Raw genomic sequence first — 14,033 nt, 5'->3', positions numbered from 1 at the left:
GAAAAGGTCTGAAAATGGGTTCTCGCACACGAATTTTATTATACTTCATGGTCGCAGCCATTTTTCTGATTGTCGGCATTACCATGCGCCTGCCACAATTGATGGACGATTCCGGAAGTCAATCCACCGGCGAAGTCGCCATTGGCGGGGCGTTTGAATTGGTCGATCCAAAAGGTAATCTCGTAACAGACAAAGACCTGCTCGGATCTTACACGCTTATTAATTTCGGCTATACATTCTGCCCGGATGTCTGCCCAACCGGCCTTCAAACGGCAGCCATGGCGTTGGATATGTTGCCCAAGGAAAAAATGAACAAAGTCGTTTCCTTGTTCATTACCATCGACCCGGAACGCGACACACCAAAAGTCATGGGCGAATACACGAAACATTTTCATGAAAGCCTGATTGGGCTGAGTGGATCAAACGAACAGGTCGCCAAAGTCGCCAAAGCCTATCGCGTCTATTATAAAAAAGTCGAAGAAGACGGCAAAGCAGCCGATGACTATTTAATGGATCATTCCGCGTTTCAGTATCTCGTCGGACCCGATGGTAAATACCTGACCCATTTCCCGCACGGTATTTCACCGGAAGATATGGCGAAAAAACTGGAAGCCTATATCAAGTGAGCACAGGCAAGGGATTGATTATCGCAGCACCCAATTCCAACAGCGGTAAGACTTTCATTACATTGGGAACATTACGGGCCTTAGCCCGTAAAGGCGTATCGGTTTCATCCGCCAAGGTCGGACCCGATTATATCGATCCGGCCTTTCACGGCGCGGCAACAAAACGTTTGTGTCCCAATCTGGACGGTTGGGCTATGCGTGAAGACAGTCTGCATTACCTGCTGGACAATCTCGCCAATCAATCCGACCTGATTGTATGCGAAGGGGTTATGGGCCTGTTTGACGGAGCAACCCTGCCTGCTAATTCCCCATCCAACAGAGATGGCAGTCCCGCCGATATTGCCCGACGAACCGGCTGGCCGGTGGTTCTTGTGATTGATGCCAACGCCCAAGCTGCATCGGCAGCCGCCCTGATCCATGGTTTTGCGACCTTTGATAAAGATGTCCATATTAAAGGCGTAATCTTTAATAAGGTGGGGGGCCCGGGACACGTTCAACTACTGAAAAATGCGTGTAAAACCCATATCCCGCATATTCAGGTTTTAGGATACGTCCCACGTAAAACCGAACTTGCCTTGCCCGAACGTCATCTCGGCCTTGTTCTGGCAGAAGAACATCCTGAACTGGAAGAATTTCTAAACAAATCCGCCGATTTCCTTGAAGAGCACATTGATCTGGAAAGCCTCGTTCAACTGGCAGAAAGCAGTTTTATTCCCCGTGTTTGCGAACGCAATGCCTTCTTCGCCCCACTTGGGCAGCGCATTTCCATTGCCAAAGATAAAGCATACGCTTTTGCCTATCCTGCCCTTTTGGAACATTGGCGCAAAGCGGGGGCTGAGCTTACGTTTTTCAGCCCGTTAAAAAATGAAACGCCGGATCAAGACTGTGATGCCATTTATCTGCCTGGTGGTTATCCCGAACTTTATGCCACCACACTGGCTGGAAATACTGATTTCCTGAATTCTTTGCGCAATCATAACGACAAAGGCACTCTTATTTTTGGGGAATGTGGCGGCTATATGACATTGGGAAAAATTCTGACAGACCGTGACGGTCGCAATCACGAAATGGCTGGCATTCTTGATCTCGAAACATCCTTTGCCAAACGTAAACTTCACCTTGGTTATCGTGATGTCATCTGCAAAACGAATAGCCCCTTCGGTCCAGTCGGCAGTCGCTTGCGTGGGCATGAGTTCCATTATGCCACAATCATCAGAGAAGAAGGCAATGCTCTTTTTGAGTGTAAAAACGCATCAGGGATTACACTTGGCCCATCCGGTTTAGCACGCAATAATTGTTTTGCATCTTTCTTTCATTTGATAGATTCGTTCTAAAAGATAATCATTTTCAAAACTTTATTTTTAGATTACCCTCCCGCATACAGGATAAATCAGCTTATATTTATTCTAATTATAGTTGAAGGAGGGGACTATGCGCATGGATGAAGGCGACATCCTGATCACGTGGGATCGTGCATTTAATTTAGGAATTGAAGAAATTGATCAAGACCATATTGTCTTAATTGATCTGATTAACGAATTAAATGGACTCGTAAAAAACAACGCAGCACACAACGATATTCAAGACCTGCTGAACCGTACAGTTACGCATCTCGACATTCATTTCACCCGTGAAAACGATATCATCCGCAAGTGTCAACCCAATGCTGAAGGTGAAGAACATATCCGTTTTCATGAGATGACGCTTCGATATTTCGAAAATATCGCCAAGTCTCATCAATCCGACCCCAGTTCCTTAAACATCCGGGATTTATTACATGCCTTTTATGACCGACTGATCGACCATATCGTTGATCGCGACTATAAAATGCGTGACGATATGGAACGTGTCGGCTTGATTGAAAGTGATCATGCGAACCAGTCCTTTATAGAAAATTTTCTAGATAAATTCCGCCTGACACACCGTATCGCCGCCCTTGCAGTTATCCCCTTAGCCATCATGCTTTATTTCGCAGGCGATGCCGTTTTAGAAAAACGATCCACCGTACATGAAATGGAAAAGATCGAACAACTGTCTTCTATGGCAAATGTTTTTTCGAACCTTGTCCATGAACTGCAAAAAGAACGTGGTACCTCCGCCGGTTTTCTGGCCTCCAAGGGCGATGCTTTTGGTGACAAGGTTATTGAACAACGTAAAAACACAGACAGCAAAGCCACCCGTATCAGCGATGCTTTCACAATCGGTGAACGAGTAGGATTAACAAAAGACATTAAGAAAATTCGCGCATTGTTAGATGAACTTCCACAATGGCGTGAGAAAATATCTGCACAGCAAGTCAGCGTCGCCGAAGAAGTCGGTTATTATTCCGCCCTCAATAGCGCGTTTTTAAATTCGATTGCGTCCATGTCAAAAATTTCCAGTAATCTGGATCTCTCCAATCAAATATCAGCATTTGTAAGTTTCCTGCAAAGTAAAGAACGTGCAGGGATTGAACGTGCAAAAGGGGCCGCCGGTTTTGGTAGCGGTCATTTTAGCCCTGCTTTGTTAAAAGATTTTATCAGCCTGATTGCAGTACAAGATACTTACATGAACGTCGCCCATTCATTTGCAACGCCGACAGTTGCTGACTTTCTGACTAAAACCATCAGTGGCCCGGCCATCGATAAAGTCAACGAAATGCGCACAATTGCCATCAACAGCCAGGATAGCGGCGATTTACAATCTATTACCGGACCGCAATGGTTTGACACCATCACACAAAAAATCAATCTTTTGAAAAAGACCGAAGACTTTATGGCAGAGACATTACGTCAATCTGCTGAAGCCGTGAAATCCACCGCACGTTCCAGCTATATCAGCCTCTCCATTTTTGCATTGGTGATTACCCTCGTTCTCATCGTTCTCATGGTCGTCCTCATTCGCAGTGTGGTCGTGCCGTTAAATTCCCTGCGTCATTCCCTCGAACGACTGGAAGAGGGACAAACCGAGACCATGATTGCCGGGCGCCATAAATCAGATTCCATTGGTCAGATGGCCCGTTCGATCCAACGTTTCAAGGAAAGTATCATCCGCAAAAATATGGCACAGGCAAAACAAGGCATTGAACAAACCGTTCGCGAACGCACAAGTGTACGCCGTTTACAGATGACAGATGTCTTTCGCGATGAAGTAGCCCTTGCCCTGCAACAAATGGGCGAAGCAGCCACGGAACTGGAACATCACGCACAATCCATGTCGGCTGCTACCGAACAATCGCGCTCACAATCCACAACCGTTGCTTCGGCTGCCAGCCAAGCCACTTCAAATGTGGAAACTGTTGCCGCAGCTGCAGAAGAACTCTCCAGTTCCATTCAGGAAATTTCGCGGCAAGTGGTACATTCTTCCACCATCGCAAACGAAGCAAGCGGAACAGCACGCCAAGCCAGAGAGACCATTCAAGGTCTAGCCGATGGTGCCCACAAAATTGGTGAAGTCGTTCAAATGATTACCGATATCGCTGAACAAACCAATCTTCTAGCCCTGAACGCAACCATCGAAGCGGCACGCGCGGGCGTTGCAGGCAAAGGGTTTGCTGTTGTGGCTTCCGAGGTGAAAAATCTTGCCAATCAAACCGCCAAGGCAACCAACGACATCACCCGTCAAATCACCACCATTCAGTCCGACACGATGCGCGCGGTCGAAGCCATCGCCGGTGTCACACATACAATCGAGGAAATGAACGATGTCACCACAACGGTTAGCACAGCCGTTGATCAACAGGGCAGTGCAACCCGTGAAATCAGTCAGAATGTAAATGAAGCAGCAACCGGCACCCGCGATGTTTCCAATAACATCGAAGGTGTCGCCCAAGCCAATGAAGAAACCGGGCGCATGTCCGAAGAGGTCTTTGTTTCCGCCAAGCTGGTTGCCGACAATACCCATAAACTCGAAGACAAGATCAAAACCTATCTTCAAGATATGGCGAGCGCCTAGGATCTTTTACAAAGACTGCCTGTGTTGAACTTCACGCAGGCAGTCTTCTTTTTCTGCCCGACATCCCCCGGCGCACCACCAATCTTCTATTTCTTTAAGAACAGCGCCCATCCGGGGTCCGGCTGTAAAACCACAAGCCAATAGATCAGCCCCTTGTATCGGAAAAACAACCGGATCGACCTGCCATTGATCAATCAGGGCAATGACCTGTTGTTCACGCGGACCAATGCCGCTGAAACCTTTTTCCGCCCAATATAAAAACAATTGATCACGCGCCGCCACCGCCCCATTACGGTAGAGGAAACAGCGCAGTTCATCTTGCCCTTTCATCGGATCAAGCAAACTTGCCGTACATCGCGCCGCCATCAAACGTTTCTCTGCCGCCTTGGACAAACGAAAACGTTTTGCCACCCCTGCAATCACATGCGGATCATTTGGCAGCAAACAGGCCAAACGGCGCAATCCATCCGGCTGATCTTCAAAGGCACATAACATTTCAAGCTGAGGGCGCGTTAAAATATCAGGAATGATCTTTTGAAAAATGTCATTTCTGATCATCATATCCACCCATCTTGCAGGGCGCGGTGCTTCCAAAAGGCGTAAAAGTTCCTGCGTAATCCGTTCCCCGGACAGTTGTTTTAATCCATCTGCTGACTTTTGGCAGGCTTGTAAACCTTCAGAATCAACCGCTGTTTTTCCGTAATAGGCATTAAAACGAAAAAACCGCAACAGGCGGAGGTAATCTTCACAAATACGGTCTTGCGCACATCCAATAAACCGGACACGTCCGGCCTTTAAATCTTCTTGCCCGTCAAATGGGTCATAAAGCGTTCCTTCCGCATCAAGGCTCATGGCGTTAAAGGTAAAATCACGGCGTTTGGCATCTTCCAACCAGTCTTCGCAGAAAGCTACCGTTGCGCGTCGTCCATCGGTGGAAACGTCCGAACGCAACGTGGTAATTTCAAAAGAACGTCCCTCGCATATGGCCGTAACGGTTCCATGCTCGATCCCAGTTGCAATCGCCTTAATATCGTTCTCTTTCAACAATCCCAAAACGGTTTGCGGTAACTCAGGTGTGGCGATGTCAATATCATTGATCGGTTTTCGTAAAAGGGCATCACGCACGCATCCCCCAACATAACGGGCCGAACGCCCACGCGAGCCTAAAACCTGCATGATACGTCGGCTGACAGGATTACAGAACCAGTCCTGATTGGTAATATTCAACATCGTTATTCGTCGCGAATGATATGACCAGGGATGACCTTGCCATCCTGAAAGATCGGTGGCTGGTAAACCCCGCCCGGTTTTTCCCCATCCATCACATTAAAGAAGACGAGGCCGATCCCCATCAAAACCACACCGATCCCAAATAAACGCAACCACGGTCCCTTGGTCAAATCAATATGATGGGCTTCCTCACCCGCCTTTTTTTTGTGATAGAGTTTCCATACGAGATAAATCGCGGTCGGAAAAGCCAAAGGAAGAATATATTGCAGCAAAAAGCGCATTATTTGACACCTGAAAATACGTCATAAAAATTTCGGAGCATCCCCGCCGTTGCCCCCCAGATATAATAATCATTATAAGGCATTGCCCAGAAATAACGCCTCTTACCCATAAAAACACGGGAACATTTTTGATGATTGGCAGGATCCATTAAAAAGGACAGCGGGACCTCAAAGACTTCGGCAACTTCATGGTCATCCGGGTCCATCGGGTAAGGGTAATCCACCAAACCAACGATGGGCGTGACCCGAAACCCCGTGCGCGTCACATAATCGTTTAACTGCCCGATCACCTGAATATAACGATCCGGCAAGCCGACTTCTTCTTCGGTTTCACGCAAGGCAGCATGGGCAGCGGTTTCATCATCTTCTTCGGTATGGCCACCGGGAAAACTGATCTGACCGGGATGATTGTTTAAATGGTCGGTTCTTTTGGTAAACAGAACGCTCAGTTCATCATGGCGTTTAACGATGGGCACGAGAACAGCAGCGGCACGATTATCCGGTTTTGGTCGAAACCCATTGAGATCATGGTCCCCGCGAATATCCTGTGGGTCAGGCTGATAAGATGCAAAAAAATCGCGCAAAACCTTTGGCGTCAGTCCTCGTCCAGTTGTCCCAGTGGGAAAAATTCGTTGTTGCTCCATATTCCGAAATACACTTCCCCGTCTATTGTTTCTTCAACACCACGATTGACCAATTCATAGAAAACGGCACGATTTATCTTTGCTTCAATGGGAAACATACCCTCCCCCTGACGCAATGTCACGTACGGCGCGGGCTCACCTGTTTTAGGATCATGTTCCACTCGAATGGGATTGTCCAGCCCAATGGGAACAACTTCATCAACATTCGTACGTAAAGACAATTTTTGATCACAACCGCATTCACATGCAAACAGCTCAACGGCAATAAAGGGCGCATCTTCCACAACAATTCTTGCTTTTTCAACCGGGGTTTGCAGCCAATATTCCCCATATTCATCACGCTTCAGAATACTTGCAAATAAACAGACTAATTCTTTGCGTCCAATCGGCCCGCCTTCGTGAAACCATGTGCCGTCTTTTGCTATTCTAATATCAATATCGCCACACATCGGTTGTGCTGATTGTTGCGCATTGGATTGCGCAATCGTACTCATCATTTCTCGCTCCTCCCCAACTCACCCTTCTTTAAAATAAATTCTTCAACAGATCACACATAATTGGTTGGTTTTACGTTCGTTCGAACCTATCCTTATTTTCAGAGCTGGTTAAAATTGCATTACTGACAAATGCAACCACATCTTTGAGATAGGACTTTTATCATGGCAAAACAAGGATATTTATTGTGAAAGACGATCCAAAAGCCGTTCAAGCCCTTGAAGCCTTCAGCAAACAAATGGCTACAGTGCATCGCGAAGTAAATGCCATTATCTTCGGTCAGGATCAAGTCATCGAGGAAACATTAGTCAGTATTTTATCAGGGGGGCACGTCCTTTTAATCGGCCTGCCTGGCCTTGGGAAAACCCGATTGGTTGAAACCTTGGGCACCGTCCTCGGTTTGGATGAACGCCGCGTTCAATTTACCCCGGACCTGATGCCCGGTGATATTATCGGGTCCGAAATTTTAGACGAAGATGACAATGGGAAACGCCATTTTCGCTTTGTCAAAGGCCCGACATTCTGCCAATTGCTCATGGCCGATGAAATTAACCGGGCCAGCCCCCGAACCCAGTCGGCCTTGCTTCAAGCCATGCAGGAAAAACGCGTTTCCGTTGCCGGACATTATCATAACCTGCCCCAACCTTTTCACGTATTGGCCACCCAAAACCCACTGGAACAAGAAGGCACCTATCCCTTGCCCGAAGCACAGCTAGATCGCTTTTTCATGGAGATCAGCGTCCAATACCCGGAACGTGATGCCGAACGCGCCATCTTGATGACCACAACAGGCAACGATAACAAGACACCAAAACGCATTTGTAGCTCAATAGAACTCCTTCAGGCACAAACCCTTCTACGTGATATTCCGGTCGGTGAAAGCGTGGTCGAGGCCATCCTGACGCTGGTGCGCGAAGGGCGCCCTGAAACCAGCACTTTAAACGATGTACAAAAACACGTCGCATGGGGGCCGGGCCCCCGCGCCAGTCAGGCCTTAATGTCCGGCGTGCGTGCCCGCTGCGTCTTGCACAATCGATTATGCCCGTCCATTGACGATGTCATCGCTTTGGCTTCCCCGATTTTACGACATCGCATGGCCTTGAATTTTGCTGCCCGTGCCGAAGGAATTTCGTTGGATACCATCATCGAACAACTCATCACGCGAACCCTGAGCGAATAGGACTTCACCCAAAAATGCCACCCCACCCCACCATACATCGTGCAGAAGCCGAATGCGCCGGACTGCCCCCATTGTTGGTGGAGGCTGAACGCGTTGCAGCCACCGTCGCCCAAGGTATTCATGGTCGCAGGCGGCGGGGACAAGGCGATAACTTCTGGCAATTTCGCCCCTATCAAAGCGGAGAGTCCACCCGCGCAATCGACTGGCGGCAATCTGCCAAAACCCAACATCATTTTGTGCGCGAATATGAATGGGAGGCCGCACAAACCGTCTGGTTATGGCGTGATCCTTCTGCCTCCATGAATTACAGTTCCTCCCCGACCCTTGTAGATAAACGTTATCGGGCGGAATTGATCACATTGGCCCTTGCTTCCCTTCTGCTGCGCGGCGGTGAACAAATCGCCCTATTGGGGGATGCCAACCCGCCGGGGCGCGGGCGTGCGGCCCTTTATCGTCTGGCTAGCATACTGGAACGTAATCAAAGCAGAAAAGACACCCTGCAAAGCCTGCCCGAACATGCCCATTTACCTCGCCACGGTGAACTTGTCCTGATCGGTGATTTCCTCTCCCCCTTACCGGAAATAGAAGAAGCCTTGAAACGCTATAGCCGCCGCCATTTGCGCGGGCATATGATCCAAATACTGGATCCAGCCGAAGAAAGCCTTCCTTTTGACGGACGGGTTGAATTTCAAGGCTTGGAAAACGAAGGCAGTGCTTATTTCGGAAATGTTGAAACCGTGCGCGATGCCTACAAGGAACGTTTGAAAGCTCGCCGCCAGACCTTGAACCTGTTAGCTCATTCCTTGGGATGGAGCTTCCAGCGACACGATACCTCACAATCAGCCGCAAGTGCCCTTCTCAATCTTTACCTTTCCATCACCCAAGGACGGGGGACGCAATGGAAGGGTTAACTTTTGCCGCCCCGTGGGCCTTCAGCACCTTATTGTTTTTACCGCTGTTGTGGTATGTGCTGAAAACCACACCGCCAAAGCCCAAAGTCATTCCTTTCCCGGCGGTTCGGCTGTTGCAAGAATTAACCAGCCAGCGCTTGTTGGCAGCAAAGACGCCGTGGTGGGTTCTCTTGCTGCGGTGTTTGCTGCTTTTATGTTTGATTATCGCATTGGCCGGCCCTGTTTTAAATGCGACACAATCCAATCAAACTGATCAAGTTCCCCATATCATTCTGATCGATAATGACTGGTCGGTCATGGATCGATGGGATCAACGCCATAAGGAACTATTGCGACTGGTCGCAGGCGCAAAAAATACAGAACAGCCCGTTTATATTATGGGAACCAGCCAGCCTGTACCGTTTGAACAAAAGCCACATAGCCGCCTTGTTTATGAAGCGGAACATCTGTCTGCGCACCCTTGGCCAACCGCGCATGAAGCGGTGTTGCATTCGATCAAAGAATTGCAATCCACGTTATCAACACGGCCCAAAATAAGCTGGATATCCAATGGCCTTAGCGATCCACAAGAAAACCTTTTTTTACAAGACCTCCTGCAAATCGGGGATGTCGAATATATTACGGAAAGCACCCTTCCCCCGTTACCCGTTCTTCATAACGTCACACGTAAAGGCAAAGGTTTCCACATTGGCCTCACGGAACTGACCTTCCCCTCAAACAAAGCGTTGGAGCTTCAATTTCTGGATGGGGAGGCACAGGTTCTCCTGCAAAAGAAATATGAATTAAACGCTGGCGAGAAAGTTCACGAACAATTTATCGATATCCCACAAGAACTGAAAAGTCGGACAGAACGCATTCGCATTGCCGGATTTACAAACCCCGGCGCGCAATATCTGCTGGATGAAAAGTGGCGCGATCAAAGTGTGGGCCTGATTGCACCAAAGGGCAGCGATAAGGCACTTCTCGCCCCGTCATACTATGTTGAAAAAAGCCTTGCCCCTTACAGCCATATTCAAAACGCATCTCTAAACGATCTGTTGGACCAATCGATCAACCTGATTATTGATGTTGATTACACAGCCTTCCCCCCCCAACAGAGCGAACGGTTGGAAAACTGGGTACAACAAGGCGGTATCTTTGTGCGTTTTGCCAGCGCCCAAAAAAACGACACAAAAGATGGGGCACCCTTCGACCCCTTATTACCTGTCCAACTCTTACCCGGTGAACGTACCTTTGGCGGCAGTCTCAGTTGGGATAAACCCCATCGCTTGGCTCCCTTTGACAGTCACAGTCCGTTTTTCGGTTTACCCGTACCGGACGACATTTCGATCAATAAACAAATTCTTGCGCGCCCCAGTGCAGATTTAAGCGAAAAAACATGGGCACGTCTCAGTGATGGGACCCCGTTGGTTACAGCCTCACAAATAGGCCAAGGATGGAGTATTCTTTTCCATATCGAAGCCGTACCCGGTTGGTCAAAACTTCCCTTATCCGGTACCTTTGAACAAATGTTGAAAAGGCTGTTAAGCCTGACCACACGTAACACCACGGTTTTGCAAGACGGGCCGCTCTCTCCTTACCGCCTGTTTGATAGAAATGGTTTTCTAAGTGCCGCAAGCACGCAATTTACGCCCCTTACATCAAATGAACTGGAAAATAAAAGCCCCAACGCTTCCCATCCGCCCGGTTTATACGGTTCCTCTCAATCCCCAAAAGCCTATAATTTAGGGCCCTTTGTCAAAGACATCACCGTCCTTGGTTCAATCCCGCCAACTGTCACGCAGCGCACCTTTCACGAGGAAAACGAACAAGACTTTTCCCTGTGGTTCTTATTTGCTGCCTTCTTGCTTGCATTGCTTGACTGGCTCTTAAGCATTCGGTTTAAAACTGCTGCTGTTATAAACAGTGCAGCCCTTGGCATTGTCCTATTTACTACCCTACCAGCCTATGGTGAAACAGATTGGAACAAGGCTTTGGCTGCCGCCAATCAGATGCGGCTGGCTTACATGGAAACTCCTGATCCACAACTCAACGAGACACTGAAACGGGGATTAAACGGTCTGGGTGCCGTGTTGCGCAGACGCACCGCCGTTGAGCTTGCCCCGGCGATGGCGTTTGATCCTGAAAAAGATGACCCTTCCCTCTTTCCCATGATTTATTGGGCGATTGAAGACCAACAAACGACCCTCAGTCCGCAAGCAACCGAAAAGCTCAATCGTTTTTTAAAAACCGGTGGATTTATCCTGTTTGATACAATGGGCCAAGATCGCCCCGCTTTATTGGCGCAGGCAACCACAAATTTGGATATCGCCCCGTTAGACCCTGTGGGGGAAACCCACGTTCTGACACGTGCCTTTTATCTGTTGCAGCGTTTCCCCGGTCGTTTTGATTTTGATGGGATTTGGGTGGAAAGTGATGGCGACACCCGAAACGATCGCGTTTCATCGGTTCTAATCGGTCGCAATGCCTGGGTGCAGGCCTGGGCACGCGATGACAATCTACGCCCCTTGTATCCCGTCATACCAGGGGGTGAATTACAACGCGAACAAGCCATACGGTTTGGTATCAACCTTGTTATGTATATCCTGAGTGGGAATTACAAAGGTGATCAAGTCCATATCCCCGCCATTTTGCAAAGGTTGGGCCTATGACGGAAATTTCATTCACGCCCCTTCTCCCCCTTTGGTCGTTGTTCAGTTTGGCCGGAATTGTCTGCGTCTTAACAGTCCTGTCGATACGAAAAAAACAGCGTGGGGCCATCTTGCGTTTGCTGGGTGCTATCCTCGTTCTTCTGGCCCTGAGTGTCCCGCAAATAACGCGCACGGACACCCGACAAGAAAAAGATATCGCGTTTATTCTAAATGACACCTCCACCAGTCAATCCCTTGGGGACCGCAGGGCACAAGGACAACAGGCCGTTGAAAAGTTAAAGACAGATGCCTCTGCCTATCAAGATCTGGAAGTTCGAACCATTGATTTAGCGCCCCAACCCGACGAGGAAAAATCAGGCACACGCATCATTAATCGGATAAAACAAGCCCTTGGCACCATTGATCCTGATCGATACGCTGGTAGCGTCCTCATCACCGATGGTCAAATTCACGACCTGAAGGACGCATCCAATCTGCCCGGTCCTCTTCATGTCTTGCTGACAGGCAGTAAAAAAGACAAAGACCGTCGCATTGAGATTGTCGATGCGCCGCGCTATGCCATCGTTAGCAAACCCATTTTACTGCGTGTTCGTGTCTTGGACAATGCACAGCCCAATGCAAACGCACCGCTTTTTCTGCTACATGAAAATGGCAAAAAGCAACGTTTCACCCCGGCAGAAGACGGCGTTCAAGAAACGATCTATATTGCAGATCATGCCGGAAGACAGGTTCTTTTACTTGAAACGCCGACCCTTGAAAATGAACTCAGCCTCAACAACAATAAAATCGCCCTGACGATCAATGGTGTGCGTGACCGTTTACGTGTTTTGCTCGTGTCCGGGCAACCTCATCAGGGGCAACGGACATGGCGCAATATCTTACGGTCCGATCCGGCTGTTGATCTGGTTCATTTCACCATTTTGCGCCCATCGGAAAAAGAAGACTTTACACCCTTAAATGAACTTTCTCTCATCGCTTTTCCGGTGCGCGAACTTTTTGAAGAAAAACTTAATGATTTCGACCTGATTATTTTTGATCGTTATTATCGCCATAATGTCCTGAACGAAAGCTATTTTCAAAACATCGTGCGTTATGTTGAAAAAGGTGGTGCCCTGTTAATATCTGCCGGACCGGATTTCGCAGGCGCGCGCAGCCTTGCCCAGACCGGATTAAAAACCGTCTTGCCTGCCCTGCCCAACGGACAAATTCAAGACGATACTCCCTATCGCTTGCAAAAAACTGAACTGGGCAAACGCCACCCCATCACAACCCAACTCAGCAGCCCGCAAAAAGACTGGGGTCGATGGATGCGGATTGTGAACAGTCAAAACATTTCCGGTCAAACCATTCTGCAAAGCGAAGATCAACAACCGCTTTTGGTCGTGGACCGCATTCAACAGGGCCGTGTTGCCATGCTTTTAAGCGATCACCTTTGGCTTTGGGCGCGTGGGTTTGACGGGGGCGGTCCCCATAACGCACTGGTGCGCAACCTTGTACACTGGCTGATGAAAGAACCGGAACTGGAAGAAAACACACTGAGCCTGCAACAAAAAGACGAACAAACCATCGAAATTATCCGTCACAGCCTGACACCTGAAAACCCGCCCGTTCAAATCACCTTTCCCGACGGGACACAACAAAATGTCACATTGACAGCACAAGGCAAAGGGATCTTTAAGCAACAGCTGAATGCCCCGCAAATGGGCATTTATCACGCAGAAGATACAACACATCGGACCACGTTAATCAAAGGCAGCCTGAACCCGAAAGAACTGGAAGATCCCCGCGCAAGCGAAACCCTGATCGGCCCCCTTGCTGAAAAACTGGGGGGAAGCCTGCATTGGCTGGAAGACGACATGCCCATGTTGCAACGGGTTTCCGTCAAAAGCGAAACGGTTGGTCGAAACTGGATCGGTCTGCCCAAGCGCCATAAAGAAAGCGTGCTTGGCATAAAGCGCAGCAATCTCGTTCCCCTCTGGATGATCCTGATGGGGGCCGCCGCTTTCTGGTGTTTGGCATGGTGGCGCGAAAGCCGTTAGCAAATCCCGAGCAACCTAAATCAGGTAGCGACAACGCATTTGC

At 48.8% G+C, this 14,033-nt stretch carries 11 protein-coding genes; 7 read left to right on the top strand and 4 right to left on the bottom strand.

Going from position 1 to position 14,033, the window contains the following annotated elements:
- Positions 1-14: 14 nt before the first annotated feature.
- From ACI0FF_RS03575 to ACI0FF_RS03565, 3 genes are all read left to right on the top strand, one after another.
- Positions 15-626, top strand: coding sequence for an SCO family protein (locus ACI0FF_RS03575; RefSeq protein WP_419798767.1), 612 nt, complete (start codon positions 15-17; stop codon positions 624-626).
- The gene (locus ACI0FF_RS03570; protein WP_419798766.1) at positions 623-1,960 is read left to right on the top strand and encodes a cobyrinate a,c-diamide synthase; all 1,338 of its coding nucleotides are present in this window, start codon (positions 623-625) and stop codon (positions 1,958-1,960) included. Before ACI0FF_RS03575 ends, ACI0FF_RS03570 begins: the two co-directional genes overlap by 4 nt.
- 97 nt (positions 1,961-2,057) lie before the next feature.
- A complete protein-coding gene (locus tag ACI0FF_RS03565) occupies positions 2,058-4,559 on the top strand; it encodes a nitrate- and nitrite sensing domain-containing protein (RefSeq protein ID WP_419798765.1) in 2,502 nt (833 codons plus the stop codon).
- Between the two features lie 6 nt (positions 4,560-4,565).
- Here the strand turns inward: ACI0FF_RS03565 and ACI0FF_RS03560 are convergent, their stop codons facing one another.
- Genes ACI0FF_RS03560 through ACI0FF_RS03545 form a run of 4 tightly spaced genes read right to left on the bottom strand, consistent with a single transcriptional unit; the run spans position 4,566 to position 7,211 of the window.
- Positions 4,566-5,789, bottom strand: coding sequence for a CCA tRNA nucleotidyltransferase (locus ACI0FF_RS03560; protein ID WP_419798764.1), 1,224 nt, complete (start codon positions 5,787-5,789; stop codon positions 4,566-4,568).
- Between the two features lie 2 nt (positions 5,790-5,791).
- Complete coding sequence (locus ACI0FF_RS03555) at positions 5,792-6,070, bottom strand: hypothetical protein (protein ID WP_419798763.1); 279 nt, start codon at positions 6,068-6,070, stop codon at positions 5,792-5,794.
- The gene (locus ACI0FF_RS03550; protein ID WP_419798762.1) at positions 6,070-6,654 is read right to left on the bottom strand and encodes a CoA pyrophosphatase; all 585 of its coding nucleotides are present in this window, start codon (positions 6,652-6,654) and stop codon (positions 6,070-6,072) included. The genes ACI0FF_RS03555 and ACI0FF_RS03550 overlap by 1 nt, the downstream gene beginning before the upstream one ends.
- 11 nt (positions 6,655-6,665) lie before the next feature.
- Positions 6,666-7,211 (bottom strand): DUF1285 domain-containing protein, encoded by a 546-nt coding sequence (locus tag ACI0FF_RS03545; RefSeq protein ID WP_419798761.1) that lies wholly within the window; start codon positions 7,209-7,211, stop codon positions 6,666-6,668.
- Positions 7,212-7,447: 236 nt separating this feature from the next.
- Between ACI0FF_RS03545 and ACI0FF_RS03540 the strand changes: the two genes are divergently transcribed.
- Genes ACI0FF_RS03540 through ACI0FF_RS03525 form a run of 4 tightly spaced genes read left to right on the top strand, consistent with a single transcriptional unit; the run spans position 7,448 to position 13,990 of the window.
- Positions 7,448-8,389 carry an AAA family ATPase gene (locus ACI0FF_RS03540; RefSeq protein ID WP_419799684.1) on the top strand — a complete coding sequence of 314 codons (942 nt, stop codon included), beginning with the start codon at positions 7,448-7,450 and terminating at the stop codon, positions 8,387-8,389.
- Positions 8,390-8,403: 14 nt separating this feature from the next.
- Positions 8,404-9,300 carry a DUF58 domain-containing protein gene (locus tag ACI0FF_RS03535; RefSeq protein ID WP_419798760.1) on the top strand — a complete coding sequence of 299 codons (897 nt, stop codon included), beginning with the start codon at positions 8,404-8,406 and terminating at the stop codon, positions 9,298-9,300.
- Positions 9,288-11,951: a DUF4159 domain-containing protein gene (locus ACI0FF_RS03530; RefSeq protein WP_419798759.1), complete on the top strand. Its 2,664-nt coding sequence runs from the start codon at positions 9,288-9,290 to the stop codon at positions 11,949-11,951. Before ACI0FF_RS03535 ends, ACI0FF_RS03530 begins: the two co-directional genes overlap by 13 nt.
- The gene (locus tag ACI0FF_RS03525) at positions 11,948-13,990 is read left to right on the top strand and encodes a DUF7408 domain-containing protein (RefSeq protein WP_419798758.1); all 2,043 of its coding nucleotides are present in this window, start codon (positions 11,948-11,950) and stop codon (positions 13,988-13,990) included. The genes ACI0FF_RS03530 and ACI0FF_RS03525 overlap by 4 nt, the downstream gene beginning before the upstream one ends.
- Positions 13,991-14,033 lie beyond the last annotated feature (43 nt).

This window comes from Terasakiella sp. 4MB5A (genome assembly GCF_050058155.1).
GTDB classification, from domain to species: domain Bacteria; phylum Pseudomonadota; class Alphaproteobacteria; order Rhodospirillales; family Terasakiellaceae; genus Terasakiella; species Terasakiella halodenitrificans.
Note: the sequence above shows the minus strand (reverse complement) of the source record. Positions and strands in the feature narration are given on the sequence as shown.